The sequence below is a fragment of the Microcoleus sp. BROC3 genome, assembly GCF_036702515.1.
Classification (GTDB): Bacteria; Cyanobacteriota; Cyanobacteriia; order Cyanobacteriales; family Microcoleaceae; genus Microcoleus.
The window spans coordinates 91,029-109,253 of sequence record NZ_JAUBTQ010000026.1; the positions used below are offsets into that span (position 1 = coordinate 91,029).

Annotated in this window: 14 protein-coding genes; 6 read left to right on the plus strand and 8 right to left on the minus strand. The window is 44.9% G+C overall.

Annotation, left to right across the window (positions count from 1 at the left end):
• Positions 1-92: 92 nt before the first annotated feature.
• Positions 93-1,001, minus strand: coding sequence for a tetratricopeptide repeat protein (locus tag QUB30_RS18065; protein ID WP_333074708.1), 909 nt, complete (start codon positions 999-1,001; stop codon positions 93-95).
• Positions 1,002-1,583: 582 nt separating this feature from the next.
• Here QUB30_RS18065 and QUB30_RS18070 point away from each other — a divergent pair.
• Positions 1,584-2,831, plus strand: coding sequence for a hypothetical protein (locus QUB30_RS18070; protein ID WP_333335915.1), 1,248 nt, complete (start codon positions 1,584-1,586; stop codon positions 2,829-2,831).
• Positions 2,832-2,923: 92 nt separating this feature from the next.
• Here the strand turns inward: QUB30_RS18070 and QUB30_RS18075 are convergent, their stop codons facing one another.
• Complete coding sequence (locus QUB30_RS18075) at positions 2,924-4,099, minus strand: homocysteine biosynthesis protein (RefSeq protein ID WP_333335919.1); 1,176 nt, start codon at positions 4,097-4,099, stop codon at positions 2,924-2,926.
• A 139-nt stretch (positions 4,100-4,238) separates the two neighbouring features.
• Between QUB30_RS18075 and QUB30_RS18080 the strand changes: the two genes are divergently transcribed.
• Entirely contained in the window at positions 4,239-4,889 is a 651-nt protein-coding gene (locus tag QUB30_RS18080) for a Uma2 family endonuclease (protein ID WP_333335922.1), read from the plus strand.
• Between the two features lie 97 nt (positions 4,890-4,986).
• Here QUB30_RS18080 and QUB30_RS18085 read toward each other — a convergent pair whose 3' ends face one another.
• A complete protein-coding gene (locus QUB30_RS18085; protein WP_333335924.1) occupies positions 4,987-6,159 on the minus strand; it encodes an AI-2E family transporter in 1,173 nt (390 codons plus the stop codon).
• 172 nt (positions 6,160-6,331) lie between these two features.
• Positions 6,332-6,949 (minus strand): Uma2 family endonuclease, encoded by a 618-nt coding sequence (locus QUB30_RS18090; RefSeq protein ID WP_333335927.1) that lies wholly within the window; start codon positions 6,947-6,949, stop codon positions 6,332-6,334.
• 240 nt (positions 6,950-7,189) lie between these two features.
• On the opposite strand from QUB30_RS18090, the gene QUB30_RS18095 reads away from it, so the two are divergent.
• The 4 genes from QUB30_RS18095 to QUB30_RS18110 all read left to right on the plus strand — a co-directional run bounded on the left by QUB30_RS18095 (position 7,190) and on the right by QUB30_RS18110 (position 11,801).
• Positions 7,190-7,381 (plus strand): hypothetical protein, encoded by a 192-nt coding sequence (locus QUB30_RS18095; protein WP_333335929.1) that lies wholly within the window; start codon positions 7,190-7,192, stop codon positions 7,379-7,381.
• 26 nt (positions 7,382-7,407) lie between these two features.
• On the plus strand, positions 7,408-8,724 hold the full coding sequence (locus QUB30_RS18100; RefSeq protein ID WP_333335933.1) for a methyltransferase domain-containing protein: 1,317 nt from the start codon (positions 7,408-7,410) through the stop codon (positions 8,722-8,724).
• 114 nt (positions 8,725-8,838) lie between these two features.
• Complete coding sequence (locus QUB30_RS18105) at positions 8,839-9,375, plus strand: type IV pilin-like G/H family protein (protein WP_333335936.1); 537 nt, start codon at positions 8,839-8,841, stop codon at positions 9,373-9,375.
• Positions 9,376-9,557: 182 nt separating this feature from the next.
• Complete coding sequence (locus QUB30_RS18110; RefSeq protein ID WP_333335940.1) at positions 9,558-11,801, plus strand: O-linked N-acetylglucosamine transferase family protein; 2,244 nt, start codon at positions 9,558-9,560, stop codon at positions 11,799-11,801.
• 60 nt (positions 11,802-11,861) lie between these two features.
• Here the strand turns inward: QUB30_RS18110 and QUB30_RS18115 are convergent, their stop codons facing one another.
• The 4 genes from QUB30_RS18115 to QUB30_RS18130 all read right to left on the minus strand — a co-directional run.
• The gene (locus tag QUB30_RS18115; protein ID WP_333335943.1) at positions 11,862-13,445 is read right to left on the minus strand and encodes a hypothetical protein; all 1,584 of its coding nucleotides are present in this window, start codon (positions 13,443-13,445) and stop codon (positions 11,862-11,864) included.
• A gap of 56 nt (positions 13,446-13,501) precedes the next feature.
• On the minus strand, positions 13,502-17,425 hold the full coding sequence (locus QUB30_RS18120) for a methyltransferase domain-containing protein (RefSeq protein WP_333335946.1): 3,924 nt from the start codon (positions 17,423-17,425) through the stop codon (positions 13,502-13,504).
• 134 nt (positions 17,426-17,559) lie between these two features.
• Complete coding sequence (locus QUB30_RS18125; RefSeq protein WP_333335949.1) at positions 17,560-18,042, minus strand: tetratricopeptide repeat protein; 483 nt, start codon at positions 18,040-18,042, stop codon at positions 17,560-17,562.
• On the minus strand, positions 18,018-18,225 hold a 208-nt coding region (locus QUB30_RS18130), incomplete at its 5' end, for a hypothetical protein (protein ID WP_333335952.1). The genes QUB30_RS18125 and QUB30_RS18130, both read right to left, overlap by 25 nt.

An 18,225-nucleotide genomic window follows, 5' to 3' on the forward strand; every position in this document is an offset into this window, starting at 1 on the left:
GTAATTGGTAATGGGCGAATAGTTTTGAATTATAAGTATTAAGTGTTGAATTTTAAACTTTTTAACTTATAACTCAAAACTTAAAACACTCCTTAAGGTTTCGGTAGCGCGCCTTCAGGACTAGGAGAAGCAGCCGGTTCGGGAGTCGTCGTAGCCGCAGGAGAAGGCGAAGGAGTGCCACTAGCTAACTGATTAATTTGGTCTTTATAGTTAGGAGGAGCTAACTCAGTAGCTCGGTCGAACAGCGTTTTTGACTCATCTGTTTTGCCCTGTTCCTTCAGCACGATCGCCTTTCCTAAAGTGGGGCGAAAATCTTTGGGGTTAGCCTTAGCAGATTCGTCGTAAATTGCGATCGCCTCCTCGTAGCGCTTCTGCACAGCATAAACCTGTCCCAAAATCAACTGCACTGAAGTTACATCAACACTTTCCGGTTTCGCCAGATTGGCAGCGGGAGCAGCCTTCAGCGTATCTTGCAGCAATCCGATCGCAGCTTCGGGCCGCTGCTGCACCAGCAGCAAATTCACCAACCCCTGCAAAGCCTTAATTTCCCCAGGCTTAGACGCTAAAATTGACCTGTAAGCTTGAGCAGCCCCTTCGCGATCGCCGGTGCGTTCCTTAGCCTGAGCCAGCAAAATTCCGTATTCAGTAGTCTCAGGATTCAGCGAAGCCAACTTTTCCAAAGGAGCGATCGCATCCTTAATGTCCCCCACTCCTTGCCCGATCAACTCCAGCCGCACCTGCAACAATCCCCGCAAAGCCGTTACATTGTCAGGTTCCCGCTGCAAAACCAACTCGTATCCCCTAGCCTGAGCTTGCAGCAACTCTGATTGCTTCTCCCCTGACTGCGCCGTCTGAGTAGGTGTTGGAGTTGACGTACTTTGGGCTTGGCTGGCCTTGAGAATACTGTCCAAAATGGGAACCAGAGAAAATCCCAAAAAAGCGATGAGCGACAGCACCACCACCACAGTAATCAACCCACGACGCTTATTTGCTTTTTCCATAATTCAACTATCCCAGCTTAAAATCTACTATTTTCTAAGAATTAACGCATCGCCCGGGGGCGTCTGCCATTTAACTAGATCCATGCAACCATAAAAGTTCTTAACTTCAAAGTCCGAACGGACAAAGCAGCCTTTTACTTGCAGCTAATATGGTAACAGACCCGCAACTCCATGCTAGCTAAACAATTTTGGACACTCAGACCCGCAGCCCCAAGGACTGCGGTGTCTGTCCAATTTAGTCTGGTCAAGCTAAAAATTACCGAAAATATGGCGGATCAGGCCGTTAGGTAATTGGATTAAGTAAAATAGGCAAGCTGAATATCCTAAATGCTATTAGCCAGCAACTCCAGATCAGCGCGATCGCAGGATCGATCGGTCAGCAACTCCCAAAGTCCTTGCTCGCAAGGATTTTAGCAGCCAGCGAACCGATCGGCACACGTAGCGTTGAAAGTTGGCGTTGACGGGTCACAACCAGACCTCCGGGCGCAAGCCCCAAGTCAGGTGCTAGTAGTTTTTAAAGCAGTTTCTTCAGTTTATTCCTAATTTCCCTTAAGGGATGTGTCTCCGCTGCAAGGAGTTTTTATGAACCCCTCTCCCAACCGGTCTTCCAAATCGTCCAAATCTACTTCTACTCGCAAGGCTCAGCCCAGCGAACAGGCCGTCAATCCGCCTAAAGATACAGATTCCATTCCTGAGACACCAGACGAAAGTCCGGTGCCTTCGGCGTTGGCTGCACCTGTTGACCAAAATCAACCGCCAGCGCCAACAGACGCCCCAGCGTCCAAGGATAAGCTGCAACGACCCCGCTACAGTTCTGCCCCCGACAGGGACAAAACACAGCCACAAGACCCGCCCAGCAATGCTCCTGCACCCTCGGAGCAAGCAGCGCCTTCGGAAGCTGTCAGCGATACTCCAGCGCTCGCAGTCGCACCGCCGGCAAACGCCGAGCCGGCGGCTAACGAAAGTCAGGCCGCTGAGGACATACCCTCGGTCATGCGCCAACATCCCATTCCCCCCCCCAGCGAACCCAGACAGTACCGAGCTGTTGGTTTGGTGCGGGGCCGCTACACGCAATCAGAAGAGCAATTCACCCGGGGTATGCTGATAGCTGCCGACGGAACTGCCATCGACGCAGTTTTGCTGGGTAGAGTCATGAGTTTAGTCAAAAATCACCTGGATCTGGAACAAGAACACCTTTGGGTGGTCTATCCCCGCACCAGGCAAGAAGACGGGAACTTGCACGCCCAGATTATGGGAGTTTGGGAGCCGGAAACGCTCAAGAAACCTCCAGAACCCTCCTCTGACGAGGAAAATCAGGACGCAGCGGAGATTGAGCAGGGGGACGAAGCATCTACCGCATCTTTGCCGGCCTCGGAACCTGATGTTGAAGATGGCTATTTTTCGATTAGAGGTGAGGTGATTTATCAATCCCAAGACGAAGAAAAGTATGTCATCGTCAAAATCAAGCAAGCTCCCCGCAAGAATGACGACAAGATGAAGTTTTTTAAACTGAAACTCAAGGGAGATTTAGCAACAAAAGCGATCGGGTTTTTTTGGGATTTCCACGTCAAATTGCAAGCTGACAGTCTGATGATTGAGCAGGCTAACAATATTGGCGCGCTGCCGATTAAGAAGCGGAAATTCCCCCCTGGCAGCAAGCCGCCCGGTGGCTTCAAAGGACGAGGGAAGCGTCCGTTTACTCCTAAGCCGAGCGGTGACGGTGCTCCTGTAGGGCGTCCTACCATCAAGTCCGCAGCAGCAGCACCACCGCCTGTCCCGAAGGAACCTCTTCCTAAGCCTGTTAAGAAGCCTAAGCCGATCGAGGAATGAACCAATTTTAGATTTGAGATTTGAGATTTGAGATTTGAGATTAGTTTGTCCAAGACTAATTTAGAACCGCTAAATCGCCAATCTAAAATCCTTTATTCGAGCCGGACTTGTGCACCCCACAAATCTTGCGGGAGAAATACTCTGTCGGTGGGTAGGGGAGCAACTGGGGCCGTGAGGGTAAATTGACCCGCTTCAATTTGCTGCTTCAATTCCAATGCTACTTGCCGGGAGAGAAACATACTCGCAAGGGGGGCGGCCCGCACAGGTTTGCCCTCGATCGCGATCCGACCAGTCTTTAATTGAGCATAGCTGACTAAACCGAAGGTGGGACGAACGCGCCGGGGGATAGAGAAATCTACCACCGGCGCTACTATTTTTTTGTCTGATACTGCACAGTTGGCGACGACTGTTTCGTTTAAGACGGGAAAGGGGATGCCGACTCCCAGCATTAGGGATGGGCCGTAGTTTTTGAAGTAGCAGCCGCGCACCCATTTGGAGTTCATCTGTTTGGCGTCGCCGATGAGTGCAAGGGTGGCGGCCGGGCCGATGGGCGTGCGGTTGGGCTGGCGTTTTTGCAGCGGGAAGTGCTGGGTTCCTTCCCAGGTGATGTAGCCCTGAGCGCCTCCTAGGAAGATGCGGGTGCCGATGCCGATGATTTGGAGGTCGGGGTCGTTGAGCAGGGGAGACATGGCTCCAAGGTTCGAGTAGACGGCGTTGCCGAGGTTTGGTTGCAGGGGGCCGAGGTAGGTGAACAGCGGGCGATCGCCCCCGTTGACGCCAACAATAAAGTTTTGATATGCGTTCCGGGGATTGAATAAATAAAACTGGTTGATTGTATCGCGGGTAATCGTGGTTTCAAAGGAGGCGCGGGGGTAGCAGTCTGTTACTTGTCCGAGGGCGCGCAATTGTACGGGTTTGCCTGCTATTAAGTCTTCGATGACGTGTCCGCCGCCCCGTTCACGGGATTCTTCGCCGTCTTCGGCTACTTGGGTGGCTCCCAAGTACAGGTCTACTGCCCCGAAGCCGGAGTAGGCTAGAACGCCGTCCAGCCAGCACTGGCGGATTTTTATCGGCGGGTCGGTATGGCCGAGGTTGATGATTGCACCGGAGGATTCCATCGGCTCGAAGGTGCCGGTGGTAATCACATCGACTTCTTTGGCGGCTTGGGTAATGCTGGTTTCTTGAACTCTAGTTTTGAGTTCTTCGATTGTCCAGACTGTGGCTTTGCCCTGGCTGATTTTCTCGTTGATTTCGTCGATCGATCTCATAAGACTATTTTAGATTTTAGTGTGGTGGAATGTCGATCGAGCGAATGCTGTTTTGGCGATCGGACTCAGTTTGAGAACACAGCACAATGTTATAACAGAGATCGGGATTATATTATAAATAAAATAAGGAGCGATCGCCATGACTCAAGCGATATTAAAACCAGTCACCTTCGATGAATTTATTGACTGGTATCCTGAAAATTCTGAAAACCGTTACGAACTGCACAATGGAACTATTGTTGAGATGCCTAAAGCAACCGGAGAACATTCAGAAGTAGCTGGCTTCCTCTGCCTGAAGCTAGGGATTGAAATCGAGAGGCTAGCGTTGCCCTACTTCGTCCCCAAAGAATGCGTTGTCAAAGCAGATAACGAGCTATCTGGTTACGAACCGGATGCGATCGTTTTGGACAGGCAAGGGACGGACAGCGAACCGAGATGGAAAAAGGAATCTATCATTACAATGGGTAGTTCTGTCCGGCTAATTGTCGAAGTTGTCAGTACCAATTGGCGTGATGATTATGGCTACAAATTGGTTGATTACGAAGCTTTGGGCATTTCTGAATACTGGATTGCCGACTATTTGGGACTTGGCGGCCGACGCTATATTGGCAATCCGAAACAACCTACTTTTTTTGTTCACCATTTGGTTGACGGCGAGGATCAAGTCAGTCTGTTTCGGGGGAGTGAGCGGGTTGTGTCACCCACATTTGGGCAGTTAAATTTGACTGTTCAACAAATTTTTAGCGCCGGTAGAGATGCGGTAGAAAATTCGAAGATTGAAGATAGTTAGTTGATGGCGTTCTTCTCACAATTTTCCTAAGTTTGTAGTGAATACTTCTGTCCTCTAACTGGGAATGAATAAGAACTGAAGTCATTACAAACCTTAACTATTGATTTTCAGGAGCGTCATTTTCTACATTATCTGGGATGTCGGGTTTGTGTTCTGGCAACTTTTCTGGTCGGCTTTCGGTGACTTCTATAGATTCATATTCTTCATGGATAGCAGAATCGATTGCTGCTAAGGTTTTAGGACTGGCACTCCACTGGTTGAGAATATCTTTAATTAGGGCTTCCCTAATCCAAACTTGAGCGACAACGGTGAGGGGGAGGGCTAGCAATAAGCCTAAAAATCCAAAGAAGGTGGCGAAGAATACTTGAGCTATTAATGTTACTGCTGGCAGCAGTGATACTTGCTGCGCCATAACGTAGGGGGTGAGGAGGTTGCTTTCAAATTGTTGAATTAGAAAGTAGAGAATGAGCACAAAACCTGATTTTAAGGGAGAGTCTAAAAGTGCGATCGTCACTGGGGGAATGACGCTCAAACCGGGTCCGATATTGGGTATTAAGTTCAGCAAACCAGCTAAAACAGCGTGAGCTAGAGCTAGGGGAACTTGTAATACTGACAAACCAATTAAACTCAGAAAAGTGATGACGCTCATGCTAATTAAAGCGCCGATTACCCATCGACCGAGGGCTATTTCGCATTCATCTAAGATGCCATCGATTCGCCGCCGATAAAAAGAGGGAAAAAGTTGTATAAATGCTTTGCGGTAAGAGAGAGGTTCTGCTAATGTCATCAAGGTCAAAACTATGACTAGCAAAAAGCTGAGAATAACACCTAATGTGTTGCCGACAAAAGCTCCTGCACCGCCGACGAGTTGGTTGAATATGGGTCGTAGCTGTTGGATAATATCGTTAATATCAAGATTCGGCAGTCGCTGACCAATTTGTCCAGAAAAGCGCGTTTCTAGCTGATCGATCCAATCATTTAATTTTGCTATTCCTTGAGGGGCTCTTTGGGTAAGTTGTTGAAACTGTTGGGCAAAGGGCGGTACAATGATTAGGAATAATCCTACGAAGATGAGGACTAGGAAACTAACTGAGAGCAATACGGCGATCGATCTTTTGAGCCGGAATTTTTGTAAATACCGTGCTAGTCTGTTTAAGGCTGTGGCTAAGACGACGGCGGCAAACAGCAGCAGTAGGGCCTGCCTGATTTGCCACAGGATGTAACAAGATGCGATGAGGGCTAATAAGCCCATCCACTGTCCTAGCTTCATTAGATTTTAGATTTTAGAATTTAGATTGAGGAATAGGGTATTGGGAATTGCTGCTTAGTAATTGCTCTGCATCCCAGAAGCGATGAATCGCATCTCTACAAGATACCTTAGATGCGGGCGATCGCATCTTTAATCAGATAGCCCTACTCGGACATCAGCATAAGCAGCCTCCTCAATTCCCTTTTGCGAACACCTGCTGCGCTGTCAGCTTCAATTCTGGGAAATTTGGGGACTCAATACACTCGCCCCCTCGGAACAGTTTGACTTGGTACTCCCCGTCAATTAGTTGGTAAACCGAAAAGGTTGGTTGCTTGGGGTTGCCGATGAACCGTCTGCCTCCCAATCCTAGATAGTCTATAATCCAATATTCCTGAATACCCATTGACTCATAAGCCTCAAGCTTTAGGGCATAATCATCACCCCAATTAGTGCTAGTTACCTCGACGATTAGGGGGACTGATGAACCGATTGTGATAATTGATGATTTTTCCCATCGCGGCTCGTTTCCAATGGTTTGTTCGTTAAGTACAATAATATCTGGTTCATATCCCGATTCCTCGCGCATGGGTTTGATGACGCATTCTTTTGGGATGAAGTAGGGCAAATTGAGACGCTCAATCTCTATTCCGACTTTCAGTGCGGTAAAACCCGCCACTTTAGAATGTTTACCTGTTGCTTTTGGCATTTCAACAATTTCTCCATTGTGCAGTTCGTAGCGCTGTTCTGAATTTTCAGGATACCAGTCAATGAATTCATCAAATGTTACTAATTCAGGTATGATTTGAATCATGGTGAGTGGCTTTAGTTTGATTGCGATAGCTGTACAGGGCTGGGATTTGTGGTGAGGAATTGCCTTTTGGGCCAAGCAGAATAATATTATCTCCACGCAAGTCTAGATCGATCCCACATCTTGATTGTGTCTTAATTTGGTCTCTAATACTGCTGTTGTCGTGCTCGCCAGCCGAGGATGGCAGCTAAGATGATACTGGGGGTAAACACGGCTATGAGGGCGTTGAGGTCGGTAGAGGGTATGGATAAGCTAGGCCCTGCGTACTTGATGGCCAGGGAAATTGCGGCGGAAAGGGTGAATACTTTGAGGATGGGGCTGATGTTGGTGTTCATGGACGTGGTACTTGGTTGGGCGATCGGTTTTCAGACTATTATTGCAAGTATGTGTTGCGGGTGGGCGGGCGATCGGCTATTTTCTGAGATACTAGGATAATTTGCCAGCGTTGAGTGTAATTGAAAATGGATCACCAAAATTTAGAGTTAATAGAAAACATTCGCCAGCAATTTGACAATACTCCTTATCCGAGAATCCCGCTGGAACAATCTCCCAAAGACAACAGTGAATTGCTCTACCTTCATAATCTTGTAACTGCTTACTACTTTAGAAATAGAAAAGTCATCAATACCGAAGGTAAAGTTATCCTAGATGCGGGATGCGGCACCGGTTATAAATCCTTGGTTTTAGCTCTAGCCAATCCGGGAGCAAAAATAGTAGGCATCGATTTATCAGAAGAATCTGTGAAACTAGCTGAGCAACGTTTACAGTATCATGGGGTTGCTAATGCAGAGTTTTATGCTTTGAAGATAGAAGAATTACCAAGTTTAGGGTTACAGTTTGACTATATCAATGCTGACGAAGTTCTGTATCTCTTGCCCGATGCTATTGCTGGATTGCAAGCGATGAAGTCAGTTCTCGCTCCCGATGGCATCATCCGCACCAACCTTCACAGTTCAAATGGTAGAGCCGGAGTATTTCGCGCTCAAGCTGCTTTCAAAACAATGGGATTAATGAATGGAGCTCCCGGAGAAGTGGAGATAGAAATAGTCCGGGAAACAATGGAAGCATTACAAGATGAAGTAGGGCTTAAGGCATTCACCTGGAAGGCCGATCGCGCGGATGAGGCATGGATTATGGTTAACTATTTATTAGTGGGTGATAAAGGTTGTACCATTCCTGAAGTGTTTGCACTTTTGAGAGCAACCGATCTAGAGTTTATCAGTATGGTGGCTTGGCGCAGGTGGGATTTGATGGATTTGTTCAAAGATCCAGATGATTTGCCTCCGTTTTTGGCGATGAGTCTGCCAGAAGCTTCTGTGGAAGAACGGCTGCATTTATTTGACTTGTTACATCCCCTGCACCGTTTGTTTGATTTCTGGTGCGGCAATCTAAATCGAACTCAGGCTTTTGTGCCCGTTGCGGAATGGACGGAAGCTCAATGGCGGGAAGCGCGGGTACACCTGCACCCTCAACTGAGGACTTCTCAGATTAGGGAAGACTTGAGTAATTGCATTGACAGCCAGACGCCGTTTGAGATAAGCCGTTATATTATTGTGCCAACTTTAGCGCCGGTGGCGATCGAGAGTACGATCGCGGCTTGCTTGCTACCTCTTTGGGATGGGCCGCAGTCTGTGGTGTCCATCGTGGAACAGTGGCTCCAAATCCGCTCCGAGATCGGTGTTAACCTAGAGCCTGTTAGTGAGGAGACTGCCTTTGAGGAAGTCCAGGAAATGTTGACTAGGCTGGAAGTCTTTCTGTATGTGCTTTTGGAGCCTTAGAGCTAGGAGTTGACAAAAAAAATTGTTTGGGGTGATATTAAAGCGCCGATAACTGGGTAAGTTACATATAAGAGTTAGAAATCAAGCATCCCACCCCTCACGGAGAAAAGACTTATGAAGACTGAATTTAAAGCCAAGTTCCTGCAACACATCAACAAAAGAAGACAGGAGCAAGGTTTCACCCTGATTGAACTGCTGGTTGTGATCATCATCATCGGTATTTTGTCTGCTATTGCTTTGCCTTCCTTCCTCAACCAAGCGAACAAAGCTAAGCAGTCAGAAGCCAAACAGTATCTGGGTTCAATGAACAAAGGTCAACAAGCTTACTTTGCAGAGAGAACAGTGTTCGCAACTGATGTCCCCAGCTTGGGTCTGGGTATCAAAACTGCAACTAACAATTATCAGTATGGCGTCGGTGCAAGTAGTGCTACTCCTGCCAGCGGAGGAGTGACTATGGCGGGAACACCTTTAGGTGCTTCGATTAAGGGATATGCAGGCGCAGTATTTTTTGTTCCCGCAGGTGAGGGAGACGGTACTAGTTCAATCCTCTGTGAGGAGCTAACTGCTGTGCAAAACCAAAATCCTGCCACAATTACACCTGCACGGGAGAATACCAAGTGTGCTGATGCTCAGACTCTCGTTACTAAGTAATTTCTGAGTAGAACAATCCATCAAAAAGCGGGTAGAGTTCAGCATGCTACCCGCTTTTTATGACATATTAATTGATGAATTGTTGATAATACCTGTGATTGCGAAGTTAGAGCTAAATCAGGTTGTTGCAGCTTCGTCAAAAATTTTCTATAACTTAGGTATATTTGTAGATTTTTTAGCTTATGACTTCTGATAATTTATTGGCTGTTGCATCTGACTGGCAAGAGCAAGCAAGGGAATGTTTGCTCAAGGAAAATTATACTCGGGCTGCGCTACTCTACGAACAAGCAATTGAAGCGGAACCCAATGTTAAGTCATACTACTGGCAATTGGGTTTGATGCTGCTGTTGCAGGGACAGGAGGCAGAAGCTCAGACAACCTGGCTGTTGGGAATGGCTGAAGGCGATCCAGAGGAAATCGAGCAGTGGACTCAAGAACTGGTAGAATTGCTCGAAGTCGAAGCCGAACGGCAGCGACTGCAACGAAAAGACTATGGCGTGGCTTGGGCTGTGCGCCAGCATTTACGGGAAATCAACCCTGCTAATCTGCACAACCTGCTGCATTTAATGGCAATGTCCATATTGCTTGACGCTTATACTGGCGAAGAGCCTCATTCTTTGGGCGTGATTGAACTGCTCAAATCAAACAAACCTTTATCGATCAACCATGAATTGCTAATGCAATTGTGGAAGAGCGTCTTAGATTATGCTCCTCTACATCCATCTACTTTGGAATTGACAGAAGCTTGTCTGGATCATGTCCAGGAGCCACTAATTTTTATTGATACTTTAATCCATTTTGTTTATAAAATTGCTTATTTAGGGCGCCAATTTCCCCGGGCCGTTAAATTCACAGAACTCGGCTTGCGCTTAGATCAAAAGCATCCAGAGTTGCTGCTTACTTTATCCTCTTTTTATCAAGATGTAGGTGAGTCTGCAAAGGGGATAGAAATGGCTAAGTTTGCCTATTCGGTAATGGAAAAGCTAGCCGATAAAGTGTATGCTTGTCACTTAATTATTCGCGGTATGATGACTGCGGGCGGGTATGCCGATGAAGCTTACTCAACATTTCAGACCCTCAAATCTCTAGTGGCAGACCTAATCGAGCAGCAACCAACCGATCTCGATTCAAGCTCTACAGTTCGTTTATTTAGTTCGATATTTTTTTACCCATACTTTCAGGATAGACCGCAGGAAAATATACAAATTCGCCGTCAGATAGCAGAAATTTGCCAATCGAATCTTCCTAATTATGCTAAGGAGCAAATGGAAAAGTGCCACCAGCGACTGTCTTCTGCGGTAAAAACAGATGTTCCTAAAAAACGTTTAAAAATTGGATATCTGTCCTATTGCCTGCGCCGCCATTCTGTAGGCTGGCTAGCACGATGGGTCTTCGAGTATCACGATCCCGAGCGCTTTGAAATTTATGCTTATTTACTGGGGTCTGAGTCTAAACTAACCCAGGACCCTTTGGAGGAATGGTACACAGGGAAAGTTTTCAAAGCTCGGAAATTAGGGCTGCAAGGCCCTGAAGTGGCAGAGCTAATTTGTGAGGATGAGATTGATATTTTGGTCGAACTCGACAGCCTGACACTGAATACTAGCTGCGAGATTATGATGCTTAAACCTGCACCCATACAAGTCAGTTGGCTCGGCTGGGATTCACCGGGCATACCAAATATTGATTATTTTATTGCTGACCCTTATGTGCTGCCTGAATCCGCCGAAGATTACTATGTCGAAAAAATCTGGCGTTTGCCCCAAAGCTACATCGCAGTAGATGGCTTTGAATTAGACGTTCCAAGGGTGCGGCGGGATCAATTAAATATTCCTAACGATGCAGTTGCATACGTAAGTTTTCAGCGAGGATACAAATACAATGCCCACACAGTACGCTTGCAAATGCAGATTATTAAAGCAGTACCAAATAGCTATTTCTTAGTTAAAGGTTTAGGAGATGAAGAATCACTCAAAAACTTCTTTACTGAAATAGCAGAATCAGAAGGAGTGAACGCAGATCGTTTGCGATTCTTGCCCATAGTGGCAACAGAAACAATTCACCGCGCTAATTTAGGTATTGCTGATGTGGTGCTTGACACTTATCCCTATAACGGAGCTACAACTACATTAGAAACTCTTTGGATGGGCATTCCTTTAGTTACGAGGGTGGGTCAGCAGTTTTCCAGTCGCAACAGTTACACGATGATGATGAATGTAGGGATAACAGAGGGAATTGCTTGGACTGAGGAAGAATATGTCGAGTGGGGAATCCGTTTAGGAAAAGATACTGTTTTGCGACAACAAATATCCTGCCGACTGCGACAGTCAAGACACACTGCTCCGTTGTGGAATGCTCAGCATTTTACGCGAGAGATGGAGAAAGCTTACGAGCAAATGTGGCAAAGGTATCTTGAGAGTCATGATTGATTATGATTGTCGGGCTTAGTAATTTGTGCGGCAACTCGCTGCACAAATTCCCTTGATTTATCAATGACTCTCCTGTATAAAACTGTCTGGCTCAAATTTAGGAATGTTTTGCGCTTTTGCCTGCACGATCGCTTCTTTATTTTCATTCTCCAATACAATTCTCCCATGCAGGCGCGGCATTAGAACTGACCACTGAATTTCGCTCAACTGTCCAATCAATGAAATTTCTGGCCCATCAGAAACATCTAAATCTTCTTCCATTAAAAGATTCATCGCCACGCTTGATAAAGCGAGATTAGCATCTTCGTCAGAAAAATTGCTGCTGTCTACTAAGAGGGTGATCTTTCTTTTGTCTGGGTGAGTTGCGATCGCCCTCACCACTCGTTCCAATTCTAAACCAAGAGACTCTTCCGGTTTCGTCCAATCTGGAAAAATAATTAAGTTAACCTCTGTTAACTTAATTGCCACTGAAAAGATTGCTCCTTCACCTTCATTTTCCTTTCCTTCCTGCTTTTGTGGAGTGTAACAACCGAGCATTTCCAAAAAACGCAAAGCTGTAGGAACAGGAGAGTAATTTTCAATAGCCCACTGCCGACCTTCAGCAGAGATTTTTTCTAAAATTCCTGGGTCATCAGCGATGCGATCGACAGTATCCTGCATATTGTCTAAATCAATTCCTACATAGTGCCGCCAGTTTTCTGGCATTACTGGCAGTTTAACTCCATACTTATCAAAATCTACATGAAATGTTACGCACCCAGCCGCCAATGACTCCCAAAAACGCCAACTATCCCACCATTCTACGATGGGTTCTCCTGTGAAATAGCTGGAGGTAACAGCACCCCCAAAGCACGCACAAGCCACAGATTCCTTCAAACGTTGGTAGTAACTCGGATAGTGGCGTTGACCTGTTTGCTGCCACTGCAAGTAGTGGTAACTATCTGAGGGAGATTTCTCAAAATCCTCAGCCGTATCATCTGGCGGTAAAATATCTTGAATCAACGGCAAGAATTGTTCGCGAACAATCTGCCTTAGAGGCTTATCTACTATCATCACCCCACTGTCAACCCATAAATAACCCTGGCGAACTTTCAGTACAGTTTTAGTGTAGTGCAATTGCACGTGATCGTTGCGAAAGTTAACAAGTAAGCGTCTTTTTTTGTCCTGATTTTTTTCTATTTTGCTAGTTTCTCGAAGTATCCTGTTAGAAAGCCCAAAAACCCAATTTAAACAGTTTGAAGGATATATGGATTTACTGTTGCAGTGAGTTCTAAATCTAAAATCGAAGTTTTCTAACTGTGGATTCCAGACTGTAAAACCATCCATGTCATCTAGACAGACCGTGACATATTTCCCCTCGGAGGAAAATAAATTTTCAGGAAAAGATGTAGCGTTTCTCATCCACCTGAAGTCCAAAATCACTATCGAGCAATCTTGATGAGCCACATTTGGGTCATAACAAAATAAATATTCTTCTGTATCGGGGTCAATCTTCCAATGATTGATGTTTGAATAAAAAGGTATTCCCAGTTCTTTCAGGCCTTCCGCTAAACATATACTTGGAGGTGAATAGACTCCTTCACTGCAATAGAAAAATATAGGCTTGTCCAAACTTAGTTTGAGAGGTGGTTGGGAGTTGGACATATCACTGTTCATAGTAATCGCAGCTATACAATAATTGATGAGCCTTTCTGTCAAGATTAGATATTCGTAAAACTGTCCAGTAGATAAGATGGGATTTCTTCATATTCCAGGGCTGCGATCGCCTCTCTACTCTCATTCTCCAATACAATTCGACCGTAAAGTCGAGGTATCAAAGCTGACCACTGATTTTTGCTCAACTCTCCAATCAGTGAAATTTCTGGCCCATCAGAAACATCTAAATCTTCTTCCATTAAAAGATTCATCGCCACGCTAGACAAAGCGAGATTAGCATCTTCCTCAGAAATGTTACTGCTGTCTACTAAGAGGGTGATCTTACTTTTGTCTGTGTGAGTTGCGATCGCTCTCACTACTCGTTCCAATTCTAAACCAAGAGACTCTTCTGGCTGCGTCCAATCGGGAAAAACAATGAGATTAATCTCTTTCAAGTTTAAACGCACTAGAGTTTCGTCAATCAGCACTGAACTAACCGTTTTCGCCATTTTTGACCAAGAGAACTTTTTAGCTTGTTCCAACCCAGCCGCAATTAATGAGTTGCGAACCTTCGGCTTTTGTACCTCACAAAGTGCATCTGTTAACCCCTCAACATCCTCATCATTCACATATAAAGCTGCTTCTCCGGCCACTTCAGGAATTGAGGCATTAGGACAAGTGATAACGGGACAACCGCAGGAAATAGCTTCTAGCACAGGTAAACCAAATCCTTCATACTTGGATGGATAAACCAATGCAACCGCACCCGCATAAGCTAATCTCAACTCCTCGTCATTGAGCTGAAGCTTATGAACTACAGTACCTAAAGTGTAATTTCTCAATTCTCCTTCTAATACAACTCCACTCCCCGTACATACTATTTCAAAGCCTTGTTTGCTGGCAAGTTGAGCAAAAGCTTTGAAGAACAAGATACTATTTTTATAATCCGCAGCCCCACCTACTGAAATAAAGTAGGGTTTTGAGATTCCATACTTATTTTTAAAACCCTTAATATCTTCTGGACTAGCCGGTGAAAAAAGACTTTGAACTCCACAATGAGCTACAGTTACAGACTTATGAGCAATTTCTGGAAAAACCTTTATTAAGTCGCGGGCTGTCTTTTCAGAAATAGCAATATAAGCTAAAGCATGGCGGATAGCATGATGTTTCTCCTTCCACATTGATTCATTCAAATTTGCTCCCAGCACTTCGGGAATCATGTCATAGGCCATGAATACAGAGGGAGTGGATAAAGGTGTTGTGTAGTAAGTGGATATAAATAAGTCTGCACCAGTTTCATCACATACTTGCTGTAACATTTCCCGGTCAGCATCAGTTTTACTGTAGTCATAAGCAGGCACGGTGCAATACCTAATTCCCCCAATCTTTGGCGATGTTCCCACCCGATCCAATACAATTATATGCTTGGCAAAACCATTTTCCGCCCATTCTTCTAGCAGCGACCTCCAAACGCGGGCAATTCCTGTTCTGTACATTTGAAAGAATACACCGTCAACCAGTATTGTTAACCCGCTTTGCGAGTCGCCGTCCTCTTCTATTTCCGAAGGCTGTATCTTTGCTTCTTGTTGAATATGAGTAATTTTGCTAACAGCTTTTAAGAAGTCATTCTGTAAAAGCGAGGCTTTATTAACCGCTGCTAATTCTCCTTTTGCCAATTGATCAAATAAATCTTCCGGCAATTGTTTTTCTGTTAGTAAATGAAGAGACGAACCATTTGAGTAGAAGTTGAGATTAAACTTGGCAGCAAGGATTGAAAGAGATTTAGCTGTATAAAGAGAAACGTGCTGACCTTCGTGAAGCACATAGTACCACCACTCATCAGGTTTAGGATGGCTTTCTGGCAGCAATTCTGTACTCAGTAAAATATTTCGGGAAACCTTTAACAATTCTTCCAGCTCATCTATGGGGTGAACCAGATGCTCAAATACTTCAAATGCCGTCACTAATTCAAATTGGTTATTTGTGGCTGCATCAATCTCAAATCCTTGAGCAAATATATTTTGACAAAACTTGTCTAGCCAGTAAAAGTCAAATCCCGCATCTCTCATCAGCCTGACAAATAGACCGTAGCCACCGCCGTAGTCGAGAAATATTGCTTGATGATTAAAAAAGTTAAATAATAAATTTTGGGTTATTTGTGAAAATGACAAATTTCTGAACGCTAAGCCAACATCACTGCTTGCTATTGGTTGAGAATAAGCTTCGTCTAGCCAGTATGGTTCTTCGGTTTGAACAAATCCGCAGTTTGAACATTGAAAATAATCAACATCATATTTACCCATAACTTTACCAGGGGCAAAATGATGGGAATCTGATTCGCAAACTTTACATTTCAGCGGCATACGATCTAGTAAATTCTTAACTTTAGGAAGTAGATATTGATGATTCCATCGTTCTATAGTTAGCTGTCTAATATCTGGCACATAAAAATGGGGCATTCCATCTTTCTCATTTACTGAGCTATAGATGCGAACCTTTTCTTGTCTCTGCGATTCACTTTTAATTAATAAGTCTAAATGATAAACGCACAAGTCTAACAATGTTTCGCCCGGTTTCGTGAGTCCGTGAATGCCCTCGTGAATTGGACGGCTATAAGCTAGAGATTGGTTATATCTAAATATCCGGTGCTGCCAGTCCGGATAATGAGGAGCGCTTGATACATAATGATTTTTGCTAAAGGGACTAATCCATTTACGAGTAATCCAAAAGTGATCGGTATCTAGTTGAGTACCATTAGCTTTTAGATAACGTAAAAATTCTAGAGTTTTCAGGTCAATAAATTCATCTGCATCGAGAATAAAAACCCAATCACTCTTAACTTCTTTCAAAGACACATTCCGCTGGTCCGAAAAATTGCCTGTCCACGCGGAGTGTATAACTTTGGCTCCATAACGCAAGGCAATTTCGCAGGTGGAGTCGGTACTGCCACCGTCAACCACTATTAGCTCGTCATAAACACCATTAAGAGATTCGAGGGCAAGATCCAAAGTTTTCTCAGCGTTTTGAACAATCATGCAAACCGAAAGACTTTCGATTGGCGACCCGGACAACTCACTGCTGACTTGAACAGGCTTGTGATTATAAACCTGATTTTTGGTTTGAGCGATAGAAGGGTTATGGTCATTTTTTAATTGAGCCTTATGTTGCTCACTGAGGCTTGTTATTGATTTTTCTGAAATATTTTCTTTCTTCTTATTTTCTGGTTTCTCCAGCACTGCAAGAATACCGTTGTTAGCAAACTGAGTTCGGCCCGGATAAAGTTTTTCTAAAGTTTCTTGAGTATTTTTTTCTATTGGGATTAAACCAATAGCTTCTAGGCGCTTTACTATGAATGAACTTTGGTTGATAAATTCCACATAATCTTCCGTAAAAAACCGATTAATGTGGGGAGAGTTGTACACATAATGTGTGATAGCATCTGCTGTTTCCTTATCGGTATGCTGATACAAGTAACGGCCTAGTTCTGGGGGTCTCATCAGTAAATGTCCCCACGGCGGAATCGGAGAATTCTGAAAGTTGAAAGTTTTTCCCTGGTTAGGTTCAGTTATGGGAGGTAAGTAATGGCCGTCATGAGCTGACCAAACGGGTGTAAATATAGAAAATAGCTGCCCTCCGGGCTTCAGAGCCAAAAACATTTTTTCTAACGCTAAAGGAAATTTATGGATGTGTTCAAAAGCAGCGATTGAGAAAATTAAATCGTATTTTTGGTAGTACGCGGGAGGTAATTCTTCGATGTAGCCAGCAAAAAAGTTATAATTGCTCAACTCTCTCTCGGTAAAACCAAAAGCAGAATAGTCTACTTTGCCAAGCTTAGAGCCTTCACGCTCGCTGGCACCCCTATCTAGGTAAACTTCAAAATCTGGGGCTTCTAGGGCAGACCACGATTTAACATTTAGATAATCTAGTACAAACTCTTTAGGTAAGCTTCCTCCTACTTCGAGAACATCCTTACCTTCAAATCCAATCATTTGTTGACACAAATGAGCAAAGGGAACGTGATAGCTGAGGTTGAACTTTGCTTGACACTCTGAGATGTTAGATTCAGTTAATTTTTGGGTCATCTATTAACCTCCTTTGGCACCTTAAATTTTAACTATTAGCTCTATTTTTTTCCTTCCCTTTGCTGTCGCGCCTGCCCCAACAGCGCCTTATAATCAGCTCTGTTAGGATTTAGCTTCACCAACTTCTCCAAAGGCTCGATCGCCCCTTTCCCATTATTCATCTGCAACCGCACATTTGCCAAGCCCTCCAGAGCCGTCTGATTCTGCGGTTCCCGCTGCAAAACCGTCTCATACCCCCGTTCCTGCGCCGCCAGCAAAGACTCCTGAGAAACAGCCACAGGCGTCGGTTTTTGTTGGTGCTGACTGCTCAAACCGCTGCTGAACAGACTGAAAATACCAAAAATCGCAGAACCACCAAACGAAACCATTGATACTAAGGCAAAAATCTGCTTAGTTCGATCGCCCTTATTAACTGGACGAGGGCTAGATTTTTTCTGTGTACTTTCCATTGCTAACTCTTGGCCTCGCTGTTTTTCCGGTACTCGCAAAGCACCTATCTCTAGATTGCCCAAGTTCGATCGCAAAACGATCGCCCTTCGCCATTTAAAATTTGAAACCCATTATAGCCCGCTACACAAAACCTGAGATTTGTCAATAGACCTCTTGCAAAAATAGCTGGGACGGGCATCTTGCCCGTCCCACAAAAAGTTTTTTCTCTTGTGGGATGGGCATCTTGCCCGTCCGAAAATTTGATCGAAAGGACTTTT